We start from the raw sequence: 13,284 nt of genomic DNA, 5'->3' as shown, positions 1-13,284 counted from the left end.
TCTGGTTAGAAAGGGTTGCGGATCAGCGAGCTGCGACCCGCACGTCACCGCCGACTACATCGATTGCGCCCGGCAACGGACGGCTCGACGCGTAGGCGATGCAACCGCCACCTTTGCCTTTGACGCTGTTGCACATGGACTGAGCGGAAGCCTTGGCAAAGCCGGCCGCCGCAACGCGATAATAGATCTTACCGTTTACGCGAGCCTTTGTGATCACACGTTCGGCATCGCCGAGTTCGGGGTAGCGCTTGCGAAACTGCTTCCACGCTTCATTGGCGTCGGACATGGAAAAATACGAACCGAGCTGTACGTTGTAATCGCCACCGCGAGCGAGGCTGGCAGGGGCGGTACTCTGTTTCATGCGGGACACTGCCGGTTTGCTGTCTGCAATCGGCATGGCTTGCACAACCTCGTTGCTTACGAAGCGGATACCCCCCGCGGTCGGTACGAGGCCGGCATCTGCAAGACTTGCATCCGCTCTGTCCATACTGACGCTGGCTGAGCCTACTGGCGGGAGCTCGGAGGCAAATGCAAAATCGCGCTGTGCGGCGCTCGCGACCGGTTCTTCCATTTCGGCCGCGGCGAGCATGTCCACGCTCGGATGATTGGCGAGGGCGAGCATCTGCGGTTGGCCGGGATCGGCCTGCGGGCGCACGCCGATCAAGCTCGCGATGCGGGTCGTGAAAGCTTCGGGTTGGATCATCGCGGCCCATTGAGAGATCCGATCGCCCACCTCGTTTGCCGGTACGTCTTCCGAAACCATTACGCGCGCTGCGCGCCAATTGCCTTGCAAGGCATAGGCATAAGCAAGATTCTGGCGCACCTTCGGGGTATTCTGGCCCGAACGCAGTGCATTGCTCAGCACGTTGACCCCGTGATCAGGACGACCGGCGAGCGCAGCGGCTAGACCGAAATCGGCCGGATCGAGCATGCTGTCGAATTGCTGAAGCGTGCCAAGCGCTCCAGCCTGGTCGCCGATAGCAATCTGCGAGAGCGCATAACTGATAATCGTCCGGGGCGCGGTGTCACCCAATTCGATCGCTTCTGCAAAAGTGGTCGCTGCCGAAACGAAGCGTCCGTCTTCGAGATAGGCGTTGCCCAGGAGAGTACGGGTATTGGCATCGCGGGGCGCGGCAAGCACAGCGGCTTCGGCATACTCGACGGCCTTGGATGCCTTGCCCTTCAACAGTGCCGTTTCGGCATGTTCCGCCGAATATGCATGGCTTGGCGCTACCTTCCCCGTGCATCCGGTCAGTGCGGTGGTAGCCAGCGCCGTTGTGACGGCGAGCTTTACGAACCGCTTGCTCGTGGCTTTCGTCTCGATGCTCATTCTTACCCCCTTGACGGCGATCCCACGACGTCGGTTTTTACTTGTTACCGTGCTGCACCTGGGCAGCGAGGCTTGCGATTTCCGGCATTTCGGCGAGCAGTGCGTCGAGCGCATCGGTCACCAACTGCTGCGCACTGCGGCCGCGCACGGTACAGGCCAGTCGCAGCATCAAATGGCGTTCCTGATCGAGCCGGAGCGTGAAAGCTGCTCGCTTGCCCTGTAATTTGGCCGACTTGCGTACGACGGTCTTGCTGGCCCGCTCCGGCTTTTCCAGATGTGCCTGGATGCGATCCAAGGATTCGCGCACCTGGTTTGGTGCGTTGTCTTCACCGACAGGGCGGCGTGCGCTTGGCTGCGGGGCAATGGCCACAACCTTGTCCTGCAGAGGCGCGGCCGCCGTGGTCTTTTCCTGAAGAGGTGAATGCGCCGCGAGTTCTTCCTCGCCCATATCGTTCCAGCCCAGATCTTCGAGATTGGCCGCAGCTTCTTTGCCGTCGACCGGTCCCGGAATTCCAGACTGAGGACGCATGGCAGGCTTCGCGCCGCCCTTGCGTGCCAGCAGGGTGGAGGAGAGAGAGGCGAAATTGGCGTCAGACATACGGCAGTCTCCGCCCCAAGGCTCTTACTGTGCCACGCGGCGGCCGAAGCCGCCGGCGGGACGATGGGTACCGGGCATCACGTTCTGTGCGTTCGGCGCGGCGAAGATCGTGCGACGGAAATTCTTTTCCAGACGGTCGGCGATGTACTTCCACAGGGCGGTAACCTCGGCCGCCGAACGGCTTTCCGGATCGACTTCCATCACTGTACGACCGTCGATCATCGAGGCGGCGAAATCCGTGCGATGGTGCAAGGTTATCGGCGCGACCGTGCCGTGCTGCGACAAGGCGACAGCGGCTTCGGAAGTGATCTTGGCCTTGGGCGTCGCGGCGTTGACTACGAATACCAGAGGCTTTCCGGCCCGTTCGCACAGATCGACCGTGGCGCCAACGGCGCGTAGATCGTGCGGGCTGGGGCGGGTCGGCACGACGATAAGTTCGGCAACGGATATGACCGACTGGATCGCCATGGTGATTGCCGGCGGCGTATCGAGCACGGCCAGTTTGAAGCCCTGCTGCCGCAAAATGGCAAGATCAGTGGCAAGCCGTGCAACCGTGGTCTGGGCGAAGGCGGGATATTCATCCTCACGTTCGTTCCACCAGTCTGCCAGCGAGCCCTGGGGGTCGATATCGATCAGAACGACCGGCCCTGCTCCGGCGCGTTGGGCCTGAACGGCCAGATGTCCCGAGAGTGTGGTCTTCCCCGATCCACCCTTCTGCGATGCCAATGCCAGTACACGCAAGACTTGGTCCCCCTGGTTTGCGCCTGTATCCAATTTACCTTTGCCGCAAACATCTGCAGCGGCCTTGGCATGGCAATCGCAGACCAGCCCTAATTTTAAGTTAACCGGGCGACATCAATGCCGGCCGAGAACTGGATGTTTGCCTGGCAACACTTTGCTAATAGGTGATTTACTATAGGATGCCTCGGATAAGGTGTGCTCCGGCGCGCCGACGACTATCGAGAGGTTTCATAGTGCATATGGCAAAGACGATCTGGTTCGCCAGCGTGGCAGCCGCTGCAATCGGATTTTCCGTAGCAGCAAACGCCGATGTCAAGGCGGGCGTCGATGCCTGGACCGATGGCAATTTCGCCAATGCCGTACGCGAATGGGCAGGGCCAGCCGAACAGGGTGATCCCGACGCACAGTTCAACATGGCCCAAGCCTATCGGCTGGGACGCGGTGTGGATCAGGATGTCGTGCAGGCAGAGGCACTTTACGCAAAGGCGGCAGCGAAAGGACACGTGAGAGCTGCCGATAATTACGGGCTGCTTCTGTTCCAGCGGGGCGCACGCGAGGAAGCAATGCCATATGTGACGGCAGCGGCGCGGCGGGGTGATCCGCGCGCTCAATATCTGCTCGGCATTGCACATTTCAACGGCGATCTGGCCGAAAAGGACTGGCGCCGGGCCTATGCCCTGCTGACGCTGGCCAACTCTACCGGCCTGCCACAAGCCCGCGCGGCAATTGCACAGATGGATGAATATATTTCGCTGGAAGAAAGGCAGGAAGCACAGTCGCTTGCCGCCACTTTGAAGGCGGAGGCTGAAGCTGCCCGGGCCCGCGAACTGGCGGCGGTCGATCTCGCGTTGGGAACCGACAATCCGTCGGTAGCGAGCACACCTTCCCGACCCTCAAAGCCAGGCGTGGATTACACCGTAGCGGCGTTGCCGCCTGCAAGTGTACCGAGGCCATCCAAAGATGCGCCTTATCGTGGAGCAGTGGCGTCATCGGAAAGTACAACTGCCCCCGCTGCTGCTGGACGAGCATCGGCGACGGCCGCTTCGGTAAAGCCGCAGGACGGACCATGGAAGGTGCAATTGGGTGCCTTCGGTGTGGCTGGAAATGCAGAGCGACTGTGGGAAAAACTCTCTGACCGAGCGGAAATCAAGGGCCGATCCCGTCTGCTGGTCAAATCCGGCAGACTTACGGTCCTGTCGGCTGGGGGATATCAATCCCGAAGCGAGGCTGAGGCAGCTTGTAGCGCTCTCAAGCGTGCCGGACAGGATTGCCTCGTTGCGCGTTAAGCCGCGCAGCTTGGCAACCGAACTGGCACTGTTAATGCGGTCCTGAACAGGGAGCCGTGATGCAGGATAATCAGGAATTGGCGCCGGATATGGGCGGAGGTGCGCGCGCGGCGCCGACGCCAGATGTCGGATCGGGCAGGATCGCCAGCCTGGATTTCATTCGCGGCATCGCGGTCATGGGAATTCTCGCAGCGAATATCGTGGCTTTCGGCCAGCCGATGACTGCCTACATGTTCCCCGGCGCGTTCACCGTTCCGCACAGCGAGGCGGAAAACTGGATGTGGGTGGCGCAGTTCGTTCTGATCGACGGGAAGATGCGCGGCCTGTTTTCCCTGCTATTCGGGGCGGGCATGTACCTGTTCTTGGAAAAAGCCTGGGCACGCGGGGCGGGCATCTGGCTGCAGGTACAAAGGCTTTTCTGGCTCGGCCTTTTCGGGCTGATCCATTTCTTCTTCATATGGCGCGGGGACATCCTGTTCCTCTACGCCTGTGCGGGGCTGGCTGCGTTGCTGTTTGTCGGCCTATCGCGACGCAAGCAATTGGTCTTCGGTCTGCTCGGTTATTTCGGCGGCGCGCTACTGTATACAGCTTCGGTGGGGTTTCTGCCGCTTGTCGCCGACACGGACATGGGCGCTCAAGCAGGGTACGCCCAATTGGCGAATGAACTCGAACAATCCAAGCAGGACGAACTCGCCGATGGCCGACTTGAGACAGACCTCATCTCAGCTGGCCGTTACGCAGAATGGGTGCATCATAATCTGACTGCCCACGCCGACGGGCTACCTTCTTCCCTCTTTCTGTTCTGGTTCGAAACGTTGCCGCTGATGCTGATCGGTATGGCGGCGTATCGCTACGGACTTTTCGATGGTCGGATTGCAAGGCGACAGCAGCGCAGATGGGGTTGGGGGCTGCTGTTGACCGGCGCTGTATTCACCTTTCCAGTAGCGTTGTGGGCGAAAAGCACCGGACTGACGTATTACGGGACGTTGGCGGCTATGGTTGGCTGGTCCATGGGCCCGCGCCTGCTGTGCGTATTGGGCCTGGTCGCCTTGCTCGCGCTCTGGGGCCGGAGCGCTGGAGGCTGGCTGGCAACACGTGTGTCGGCTGCCGGGCGCGCAGCCTTTAGCAACTATCTCGGCACTTCGATCGTGATGCTGTTTGTGTTCCACGGGTGGGCCGGCGGTTTGTTCGGAAGACTGGGCCGCAGCGAACTTTATCTCGTCATGTTTGCAGGCTGGGTGCTGATGCTCTTGTGGTCGAAGCCGTGGCTCGATCGCTATCGGTTCGGCCCGCTCGAGTGGTTATGGCGATGCTTAACCTATCGGCGGCCTTTTCCGATGAGACGATGAATGCCCTTGCTAATGCGAACGACTCTCACTAGAAATGAGTTTGCGAGTCAGTCGCAGGAGCCTTCTAGTGTACATTTGCATATGCAATGCCATCCGGGAAAGCGAACTAAGACGCGCCGCTCGTCATGTGTCCGGCGACGCCGAAGCCTGTTATGCTGCCATGGGAAAGTCACCATGCTGCGGCTGCTGCCTCGATGAGGCGGACTGCATTCTCGAAGATGAGCGCGAACTCGGCTACGTGCCGGCGGCAGCCTGAATCTCCGCTAACGCAAATCGCTCGCAAGTGGCGGAATTCTGCCATTTTTTTGGCTTTTCACTTGCTAATCGGCTGTTGGCGTGGGCATAGGCCTGCAACACGTTAATGCAATGGAGCCACCGCGATGAAGGGCGATGAAAAGGTCATCGAGTTCCTGAACAAGGCACTCACAAACGAATTGACCGCGATCAATCAGTATTGGCTCCATTATCGCGTCCTGGCAGATTGGGGCGTGAGCAAACTTGCCGAGTATGAGCGGCACGAATCAATCGACGAGATGAAGCACGCGGATGTGCTGGCCGAACGGATCCTGTTTCTTAACGGCCTTCCCAACTTTCAGGCGATCCACAAGCTGAAGGTCGGCGAAACGGTCGAGGAAATCCTCAAGGCCGATTTGGCGGTCGAAATGGAAGCCATCCCGCTTCTCAAGGATGCCATCGCGCACTGCGAGGAAGTTCGCGATTTTACGACGCGCGAAATTTTCGAACGCATCCTCGAAAGCGAAGAAGAGCACGTCGACTTCCTGGAAACCCAGTTCGACATGATTGCGCGGATGGGCCTCGAAAACTACGTCCAGCTTAACAGCAAGCCGGCAGGGGAAGGCGAAGAAGGCTGAGTGGAAGCCCCGGTGGGTTAGTTCACTCGCCAGAAGGTTGCGTAGACACCGCCATGTTTGGACAGCTTCGCAAGACGCTGCTCTCCATCCCAGATTTCGGCGTCCCCATTTCCGACATTGATATCGGCGATCGTGAGAGCGGTCGCGATATCGGGAGCTTCGAGGGCAAAGTCCTCGTTACGGAAATCAGTCTTCGCATGGATAGCTACACGGAGCTTGGTCATATCTTGTCTCCTGCCCACCAAGGGCAGCTATGCCATACGCATATGAACACTGGCAGACGGTTTTCTACCGATTGTCGCAGAATCGGCTTCGGTTGGTCGCAACCTCAAGAAAAAAGCGTCAGGACGCTACGGAATCGCGCCGTTCCCGCATACGCTCAAGGTTGCGACGGGCGGCCGTCCGCGTCTCCATCAGGAAAGATCCAAGGCCGGCGACCAGCAACCCCATTGAAATAATCCAGGTCATCGCAACGAGTGTACCGAGCGGCGCATAAACGAAGGCACTGATGAACAGCAAGACGATGACGACGCTGATTGCCAGCGCCGATGCCGTGCTGAACATCACGGCGCGCTGGGCGAATACACGCCGTTTTTCCAGTGCAGGCAGTTCCCAGCGCATTGCGGTGACATCTCCATCCTCGCCTGCATCGAGGATGCGTTCGATCTTGTTCGCGACCCAGATCAGTCGATTGGTCATGACATTCATGACGGCGCCGATACCAGCAAGCAGGAAGGCCGGTGCCAAGCTGAGCTGGACGACCTGCTGGACGCGCAGGCTCGAACTGGTCCGTTCGAGCAGTTCGCTTCCGGGAAGAGTAATCAAGACGTCCAGCAGCACTGCGTTCAGTCCTTTTGATACGGATTCTTGGGACTTTTCAGCACCACACGCACAGGCACGGCATCGAAGCCAAGCTTGTCACGAATACCATTCACCAGATACCGCTCGTAGCTTTTGGGAAGCATGTCGAGCCGCGTGCCGAACACGACGAAACGCGGAGGACGGATGCTTGCCTGAGTAATGTAGCGCAGTTTGATGCGCTTGCCCTTGGGAGCTGGAGGCGGATTGGCCTCAAGCGCGTCGTCGAACCAACGGTTGAGCGCTGCTGTTGGAACCCGGCGGCTCCATATCTCCCGCAACTCGAATGCCGCGCTGATCATTTGGTCCAGGCCCTTGCCGGTCTTGGCGCTCACTGCGATCAGCGGCACCCCGCGGACCTGTGCAAGACCTTCGTTCAACGCAGCCCGAATGCCGTTGAAAAGCGCGCTGGCATCTTCCGCAACATCCCATTTGTTGATGGCGATCATCAGCGCGCGCCCTTCCTCGAGCACCATACTGGCAATCTTGAGATCCTGTGCTTCAAGCCCGCGCGTCGCGTCCAGCAGCAGCACGACGACTTCCGCAAAATCCACGGCGCGACGGGCATCTGCCACCGACAGCCGTTCGAGCTTATCGACGACTTGCGCCTTCTTGCGCATGCCGGCGGTATCGATCAGCCGTATCTCGCGGCTCTCACCGTCCCTCGGGTCGGTCCAGTCCCAATCGATCGCAATGGAATCGCGAGTAATGCCCGCTTCAGGACCGGTAAGCAGGCGGTCTTCTCCGAGCAGGCGATTGATCAGCGTCGATTTGCCGGCATTCGGGCGCCCGACGATCGCCAACTTAAGCGGACCAGCGAGCAGAGCCTCTTCGTCTTCTTCATTGATCTCGGCCTCGATCTCGTTCGCTTCGGACTTTGCTCCTATGATTGGCCACAGCCGATCGAATAGGTCCGCAATGCCCTCGCCGTGTTCGGCGCTGATTCCAGCCGGTTCACCAAAACCGAGGGAGAAGCTTTCATAGATCCCGGCATCGCCCTGGCTGCCTTCAGCCTTGTTGGCGACCAGCACAACAGGCACTCTCTGTCCGCGCAACCAGCGCGCGATTTCTTCATCCAGTGGCGTCAGCCCGACACGCGAATCGAATACGAAAAGCGCCGCATCCGCACCTTCCAGGCTCACTTCGGTTTGCTTGCGCATGCGACCGGGCAAGGTGTCGGGATCGTCATCTTCCCACCCGGCCGTATCGACGATCTGGAAATCCAGTCCCGCAATCGTCGCATCGCCGAACCGGCGATCGCGCGTAACGCCAGGTTGATCGTCGACCAGCGCCAGCCGCTTACCTACAAGGCGGTTGAACAGCGTCGACTTACCGACATTGGGCCGGCCAATGATGATCACTGTCGGTTTGGAAGATGAGGGGTGCATGATGGCTCGGCAAGTGGCGCTTTGCGCGTCGCATTGCAAGCGGATGCGGTTTGCCGCGTAAGCAGGCAGGCGCGTTTGTAAAAAATTAACCCTCTCTTTTTAGCGTGGAACGTATGAAGACAGCACTCGCCATGCTGATACTTGCAGCGTCCGTTCCGGCGGCAGCCGATAGTGGCCAAGCCCTTGATCGTCCCGGAAACGAAGAACTCGCACCATACATTCAGTGTGCGCCTTATGCGCGGCAGGTTTCCGGTATTCAGTTATTCGGGGAAGCGCGCACATGGTGGGAGCAGGCCCAGGGCCGCTATGCGACCGGTTCGCGGCCCAAACCGGGCGCGGTCATGGCCTTTCACCCACATAGGGGAATGCAATCCGGTCACGTAGCCACCGTCAGTCGAGTGCTCGATTCGCGGCGAGTGTTGTTAGACCATGCCAATTGGTCGCCGGTTGATGGTCGCCGCGGACAGGTCGAGCGGGAAGTGCTTGCTATCGATGCATCGCCGTCGAACGATTGGAGTGAGGTGCAGGTCTGGTATGCCCCCTTGGGTAAGGTGGGCACCACCCGCTGGCCCATCGACGGTTTCATTTACGCGGACGGACCACCTCAGATAGCGGCGCAAATAGCCGTTGCTCCGCAGCGCGCAAAGGCATCGAAGCGCTTCGCGCATGCATTCGCGGATTTTGCGGAATAGTTTCAGTCAGCCTTGGCGATGGGTGGGTTGTCGCCAAGGTCCTCAAACCAGGCTTCGACTGGCCCATTCAGCTTGAGCGTTAGCGGGTTGCCGCGGCGATCCACGGTCTTGCCTGCTTGCACACGCACCCAGCCTTCCGAAATCGAATACTCTTCGATGTCTGTACGCTGCTTCCCCTTGAAACGGATGCCGACCCCGCGCTGAAGCACCTCCATCTGGAAATGCTCGCTCTTCGGGTTGACCGAGAGGTGATCGGGCGGCGTCTGACTTTTTGTTTCTTCGCTCATGCCGCGCGCCGATAATGCGGAGGATGGGTGCGGGCAAGTTCAATCGGGCGGTGGGGGAGTTTCCATGGGACCGCGATCAGGATCGTCATAATCCGGCTGGGGCGGTTCGAACCCTGGCGGCTCCTGCATCGGCGCCTCGTCAGGACGGCTGTCGGGCGGCATTTCATCGGGTGACCCGGGATTGATGGTGTCGGGAATGATATCTGGTTGGGTAGCCATGTTGTGAATTCCTCTCGGTTTGATCAGGATTTATCCAGCGCTGCTTCGCCGGCACCTTGTTCGCCGCCGTCCTGAGCGGCGCTCAATGATTGTTCGACTTTCTCGTCGGCCTCGTCCGAAGGACGGTTCTGGCCTTTCGTACCGCCCTGTGCCGTCGTTTTCGGATCGATGACGGGCGGGGTGTCGGCCGGAGTGGCTGGTTCATCATAATCACGCATGGCAAAAGAACGGTTCGCACCGCGAAGCTGTTCCTTCACCTGTCGCCGCGCTTGCGCATTTGATCGCATCCTACTAGAGGCACGCGCCTACACGCGGAGGACTAGCGCCTTTCGCGCAGCTTCGTTCGGGTTTGCGGGCGTGGCGGAACTGGTAGACGCGCTGGTTTTAGGTACCAGTATCGCAAGATGTGGGGGTTCGAGTCCCTTCGCCCGCACCAGTTTCGCCCGGCGTAAGGCCCAATCGCATATATCGCTTTTGGAAAGTCACGAGTTCATCCATGCAGATCAAAGAGACCACCAACGAGGGCCTCAAGCGCGCCTACACCGTCACCATTCCGGCCAAGGAAATTGACGAGCGCGTCAACAGCGAAGTCAAGAAGATCGCACCGCAGGTGAAGATGCCGGGCTTCCGCCCAGGCAAGGTTCCTGCCAACCTCGTCCGCAAGATGCATGGCGAACAGCTGCATGCGCAGACCCTTAACGACATGATCCGCGAATCGGTCGACAAGGTGATGGCCGACAACAAGCTGCGCCCTGCAATGCAGCCCAGCGTCGAGCTCGATGAGGGATATGAGGAAGGCAAGGACGCATCACTGTCCGTCCAACTCGAAATCCTGCCGGAAATCGATGCACCGGAAGTAGACGGTCTGGCACTTGAACGGCTGACCGTTCCGGTGACCGACGAGCAGGTCGACGAAGCTGTTGAGCGCATTGCGTCGAACAACAAGAGCTACAAGGATGCCGCCAAGACCAAGAAGGCGGCCGATGGTGATCAGCTGATCATCGATTTCGTGGGCCGGGTCGATGGAACCGAATTCGAGGGCGGCAAAGCGGAAAACACTCCGCTTACGATCGGTTCGGGCCAGTTCATCCCAGGGTTCGAAGAACAGCTTACCGGCGTGAAGACGGGCGACAAGAAGACGATCACCGTCACATTCCCCGAAGATTATCCCGCTGAAAACCTCAAGGGGAAGGAAGCGGAGTTCGACGTCACTGTTCAGCAGGTCAAGGTCCCGACCGACACCAAGATCGACGACGAGTTCGCGAAGAACCTCGGCCTCGAAGGCCTCGACAAGCTGAAGGAACTCCTGCGCGGACAGCTTGAACAGGAAACGTCGGGCCTTACCCGTACGCAGATGAAGCGTCAGCTTCTCGACACGCTCGCCGCCGGACACGATTTCGCAGTGCCGCAGGGTATGGTCGATGCCGAATTCGAACAGATCTGGGCCCAGCTCCAGCAGGAAGCAGCGCGTTCGGACGATGCCGAAACCATGCTCAAGGAAATGGAAGACGAAAAGGACGATTATCGCAAGATCGCCGAACGTCGCGTTCGCCTTGGACTGCTGCTGTCGGAAATCGGACAGAAGAACGGTGTCGAAGTGAATGCCAATGAGATGAACATGCTCATCCAGCAGGCTGCACAGCAATATCGCGCCGAAGACCGTGAGCGGTTCATTCAGTACGTGCAGCAGGAACCGATGGCCGCTGCCCAGCTGCGCGCACCGCTGTACGAAGACAAGGTTGTCGATTTCCTCTTCGACAAGGCCGAAATTACCGACCGCGAAGTAACGCGCGAGGAACTCGAAGCTGCAATCGAGGCGGAAGAGACGACCGAAGAGAAGCCGAAGAAGAAGGCCGCGGCCAAGAAAAAGCCTGCTGCCAAGAAAGCTCCGGCGAAGAAGGCCGACGATAAGGACGGCGACGAAAAGCCCGCTGCGAAAAAGGCCCCCGCCAAAAAGACGGCGGCGAAGAAGCCTGCTGCGGAGAAGGCCGACGACAAGCCGGCCGCTAAAAAGCCCGCCGCCAAAAAAGCTCCGGCCAAGAAAGCCGCACCGAAGAAGTAACGCTCGCTGGACGAGTAGCGAAAAGGGGCGGCGAACTCAGGTTCGCCGCCCCTTTTTCGATTTCGGCAGACGCATCAGTCGCCAGGTGACCATGGTTGCAGTGACGGCTCTGGGATCGTCGCAGTACGAGCGCTTTCGTATGCTGCCCCTGCTTTCAGCACCAGGTGGTCCGACCATTTCGGTCCCATAAAGCTTATCCCCACAGGCAGGCGCTCCACCGAGCCCATTGGCACGGTCAGGTGAGGGTAACCTGCGATGGCAGCGAGCGAGCCCGCGCCAATGCTGCCGTCGAAGTTATCGCCGTTCACAAGGTCGCTTGTCCATGCCGGCCCACGGGTAGGGACCACCAATAGAGCGACCTGGTTTTCTTCTAGCAGGCGATCGATGCCGCGATCTGCGGCGAGACGCAGCGCGTTCTCGCGCGCTGCGCGGTAAGCCTGCTCGTCGGTACGCTCGACTGCCATTTCAAACAGGCCCTGGTCGAACCAGCGCATTTCTTCAGCCGCGTTCGCTCTGTTGAAGGCGATAAGATCGGCAAGGCTGCGCGGCATATCCTTTCCCGGAAGTGTGGCGAGATAGGCATTCATGTCGGTGCGCAGTTCGTAAAGCAGCGTCGCGAACTCGTCGCGACCCATCTCGTCGTTCGGCTCGAATGCGATTTCGACCAAATCGGCGCCTGCACGGCGCAGATCGTCAAGCGCGGTTTCAAAAATCGCGCGCACATCTTCGCGATCGCCAATCTGGTTGACGAGCACGCCGATACGTACGCCCTTCAGAGATGCATCAGCCAAGCCCGTAGTGAAATCGGTGACATGAGCATCGGCTTCGGCCGTGGCGGGATCGGCAGGATCGCTGCCGGCTATCGCGTTGAGCAACAATGCCGCATCGGCCACGCTTCGCGCCATGGGGCCCGCGGTATCCTGCGAATGGCTGATCGGGACGACATGCGTGCGGCTGATCAAGCCGACCGTGGGCTTGAACCCGACGACACCATTGATGCTGGCGGGACACGTGATCGATCCGTCGGTTTCGGTGCCGATGGCTGCCCAGGCGAGATGCGCTGCGACAGCCGCACCACTGCCGGCGGATGACCCACAGCTATTACGGTCGGTGGCGTGCGGATTGCGGGTCAACCCGCCGACCGCGCTCCACCCGCTGGTCGAATTGTTCGAGCGGATGTTGGCCCATTCGGAAAGGTTGGCCTTACCCAGAACCACGCCGCCTGCCGCGCGAAGATTGGCGATCAGCGGAGCGTCCCGCCCGGTGTTATTGCCGGCCAGTGCGAGGCTACCTGCCGTGGTAGGCAATTCGCGGGTTTCGATATTGTCTTTTACCAAAACGGTCCGGCCCGCCAGTGGCAGTCCGGCCGCTTCCGCCACTCTCGCTTCGTCCGGCGCATTGCGATTGACCGCAATGACCGCATTCAGTTCGGGCCCTGCATCGTCGATTGCGGCTATCCGGTCGAGATAGGCGCGCGCATCGTTCTGCGCTTCCTGTGCCGAGAGCGGCGTTGCGGGGGTTGCCCCCAAGGCGATGGCCGCGAAGGCGAGGCTTGGCTTTATCATCGACGCAGAGTGCCAGCTTGCGGCCGCATTACAAGTC

15 protein-coding genes and 1 tRNA gene are annotated in these 13,284 nt (G+C 59.8%); 6 read left to right on the top strand and 10 right to left on the bottom strand.

What is annotated here, in order from left to right; genetic code table 11:
• Positions 1-22 precede the first annotated feature (22 nt).
• Genes K3177_RS08715 through K3177_RS08705 form a run of 3 tightly spaced genes read right to left on the bottom strand, consistent with a single transcriptional unit; the run spans position 23 to position 2,669 of the window.
• Positions 23-1,330 (bottom strand): SPOR domain-containing protein, encoded by a 1,308-nt coding sequence (locus tag K3177_RS08715; protein WP_221597915.1) that lies wholly within the window; start codon positions 1,328-1,330, stop codon positions 23-25.
• A 37-nt stretch (positions 1,331-1,367) separates the two neighbouring features.
• Positions 1,368-1,928 (bottom strand): hypothetical protein, encoded by a 561-nt coding sequence (locus tag K3177_RS08710; protein WP_196846774.1) that lies wholly within the window; start codon positions 1,926-1,928, stop codon positions 1,368-1,370.
• A gap of 24 nt (positions 1,929-1,952) precedes the next feature.
• Positions 1,953-2,669, bottom strand: coding sequence for a ParA family protein (locus tag K3177_RS08705; RefSeq protein ID WP_221597914.1), 717 nt, complete (start codon positions 2,667-2,669; stop codon positions 1,953-1,955).
• 239 nt (positions 2,670-2,908) lie between these two features.
• Between K3177_RS08705 and K3177_RS08700 the strand changes: the two genes are divergently transcribed.
• From K3177_RS08700 to bfr, 3 genes are all read left to right on the top strand, one after another.
• Entirely contained in the window at positions 2,909-3,955 is a 1,047-nt protein-coding gene (locus K3177_RS08700; protein ID WP_221597913.1) for an SPOR domain-containing protein, read from the top strand.
• A gap of 59 nt (positions 3,956-4,014) precedes the next feature.
• On the top strand, positions 4,015-5,304 hold the full coding sequence (locus K3177_RS08695) for a DUF418 domain-containing protein (RefSeq protein ID WP_247714336.1): 1,290 nt from the start codon (positions 4,015-4,017) through the stop codon (positions 5,302-5,304).
• A gap of 380 nt (positions 5,305-5,684) precedes the next feature.
• Positions 5,685-6,176, top strand: a complete 492-nt coding sequence (gene bfr / locus K3177_RS08690) for a bacterioferritin (RefSeq protein WP_103022490.1) — start codon at positions 5,685-5,687, stop codon at positions 6,174-6,176.
• A gap of 17 nt (positions 6,177-6,193) precedes the next feature.
• Here bfr and K3177_RS08685 read toward each other — a convergent pair whose 3' ends face one another.
• From K3177_RS08685 to der, 3 genes are all read right to left on the bottom strand, one after another.
• On the bottom strand, positions 6,194-6,400 hold the full coding sequence (locus K3177_RS08685) for a hypothetical protein (protein ID WP_196846772.1): 207 nt from the start codon (positions 6,398-6,400) through the stop codon (positions 6,194-6,196).
• A gap of 118 nt (positions 6,401-6,518) precedes the next feature.
• Positions 6,519-7,016, bottom strand: coding sequence for a DUF2721 domain-containing protein (locus K3177_RS08680; RefSeq protein WP_345725378.1), 498 nt, complete (start codon positions 7,014-7,016; stop codon positions 6,519-6,521).
• 5 nt (positions 7,017-7,021) lie between these two features.
• Entirely contained in the window at positions 7,022-8,422 is a 1,401-nt protein-coding gene (der, locus tag K3177_RS08675) for a ribosome biogenesis GTPase Der (RefSeq protein WP_221597912.1), read from the bottom strand.
• Positions 8,423-8,535: 113 nt separating this feature from the next.
• Here der and K3177_RS08670 point away from each other — a divergent pair, with 113 nt between their 5' ends.
• Complete coding sequence (locus tag K3177_RS08670) at positions 8,536-9,114, top strand: CHAP domain-containing protein (protein ID WP_247714334.1); 579 nt, start codon at positions 8,536-8,538, stop codon at positions 9,112-9,114.
• Between the two features lie 2 nt (positions 9,115-9,116).
• Here K3177_RS08670 and K3177_RS08665 read toward each other — a convergent pair whose 3' ends face one another.
• The 3 genes from K3177_RS08665 to K3177_RS08655 are packed head-to-tail and all read right to left on the bottom strand — an operon-like array spanning position 9,117 to position 9,838.
• Positions 9,117-9,401, bottom strand: coding sequence for a DUF3297 family protein (locus tag K3177_RS08665; RefSeq protein WP_103022494.1), 285 nt, complete (start codon positions 9,399-9,401; stop codon positions 9,117-9,119).
• 39 nt (positions 9,402-9,440) lie between these two features.
• Positions 9,441-9,620 (bottom strand): hypothetical protein, encoded by a 180-nt coding sequence (locus K3177_RS08660; protein ID WP_221597911.1) that lies wholly within the window; start codon positions 9,618-9,620, stop codon positions 9,441-9,443.
• Positions 9,621-9,643: 23 nt separating this feature from the next.
• Positions 9,644-9,838 (bottom strand): hypothetical protein, encoded by a 195-nt coding sequence (locus K3177_RS08655; RefSeq protein ID WP_221597910.1) that lies wholly within the window; start codon positions 9,836-9,838, stop codon positions 9,644-9,646.
• Between the two features lie 133 nt (positions 9,839-9,971).
• On the opposite strand from K3177_RS08655, the gene K3177_RS08650 reads away from it, so the two are divergent.
• A tRNA-Leu gene (locus tag K3177_RS08650) sits at positions 9,972-10,056 on the top strand.
• Positions 10,057-10,116: 60 nt separating this feature from the next.
• Positions 10,117-11,682 (top strand): trigger factor, encoded by a 1,566-nt coding sequence (gene tig, locus K3177_RS08645; protein WP_221597909.1) that lies wholly within the window; start codon positions 10,117-10,119, stop codon positions 11,680-11,682.
• 74 nt (positions 11,683-11,756) lie between these two features.
• Here tig and K3177_RS08640 read toward each other — a convergent pair whose 3' ends face one another.
• Positions 11,757-13,247: an amidase gene (locus K3177_RS08640; protein WP_221597908.1), complete on the bottom strand. Its 1,491-nt coding sequence runs from the start codon at positions 13,245-13,247 to the stop codon at positions 11,757-11,759.
• Positions 13,248-13,284: the final 37 nt, after the last annotated feature.

This window comes from Qipengyuania pacifica (assembly GCF_019711555.1).
Taxonomy (GTDB): domain Bacteria; phylum Pseudomonadota; class Alphaproteobacteria; order Sphingomonadales; family Sphingomonadaceae; genus Qipengyuania; species Qipengyuania pacifica.
The sequence above is the reverse complement of the archived record's forward strand: the minus strand, read 5'-3'. Positions and strand labels throughout refer to the sequence as shown.

Excerpts from the sequence above, each read along its gene's own strand:
- K3177_RS08715 (WP_221597915.1), bottom strand. The coding sequence starts at position 1,330 with ATGAGCATCGAGACGAAAGCCACGAGCAAGCGGTTCGTAAAGCTCGCC.
- K3177_RS08710 (WP_196846774.1), bottom strand. The coding sequence starts at position 1,928 with ATGTCTGACGCCAATTTCGCCTCTCTCTCCTCCACCCTGCTGGCACGC.
- K3177_RS08700 (WP_221597913.1), top strand. The coding sequence starts at position 2,909 with ATGGCAAAGACGATCTGGTTCGCCAGCGTGGCAGCCGCTGCAATCGGA.
- K3177_RS08695 (WP_247714336.1), top strand. The coding sequence starts at position 4,015 with ATGCAGGATAATCAGGAATTGGCGCCGGATATGGGCGGAGGTGCGCGC.
- bfr (WP_103022490.1), top strand. The coding sequence starts at position 5,685 with ATGAAGGGCGATGAAAAGGTCATCGAGTTCCTGAACAAGGCACTCACA.
- K3177_RS08685 (WP_196846772.1), bottom strand. The coding sequence starts at position 6,400 with ATGACCAAGCTCCGTGTAGCTATCCATGCGAAGACTGATTTCCGTAAC.
- der (WP_221597912.1), bottom strand. The coding sequence starts at position 8,422 with ATGCACCCCTCATCTTCCAAACCGACAGTGATCATCATTGGCCGGCCC.
- K3177_RS08670 (WP_247714334.1), top strand. The coding sequence starts at position 8,536 with ATGAAGACAGCACTCGCCATGCTGATACTTGCAGCGTCCGTTCCGGCG.
- K3177_RS08665 (WP_103022494.1), bottom strand. The coding sequence starts at position 9,401 with ATGAGCGAAGAAACAAAAAGTCAGACGCCGCCCGATCACCTCTCGGTC.
- K3177_RS08660 (WP_221597911.1), bottom strand. The coding sequence starts at position 9,620 with ATGGCTACCCAACCAGATATCATTCCCGACACCATCAATCCCGGGTCA.
- K3177_RS08655 (WP_221597910.1), bottom strand. The coding sequence starts at position 9,838 with ATGCGTGATTATGATGAACCAGCCACTCCGGCCGACACCCCGCCCGTC.
- tig (WP_221597909.1), top strand. The coding sequence starts at position 10,117 with ATGCAGATCAAAGAGACCACCAACGAGGGCCTCAAGCGCGCCTACACC.
- K3177_RS08640 (WP_221597908.1), bottom strand. The coding sequence starts at position 13,247 with ATGATAAAGCCAAGCCTCGCCTTCGCGGCCATCGCCTTGGGGGCAACC.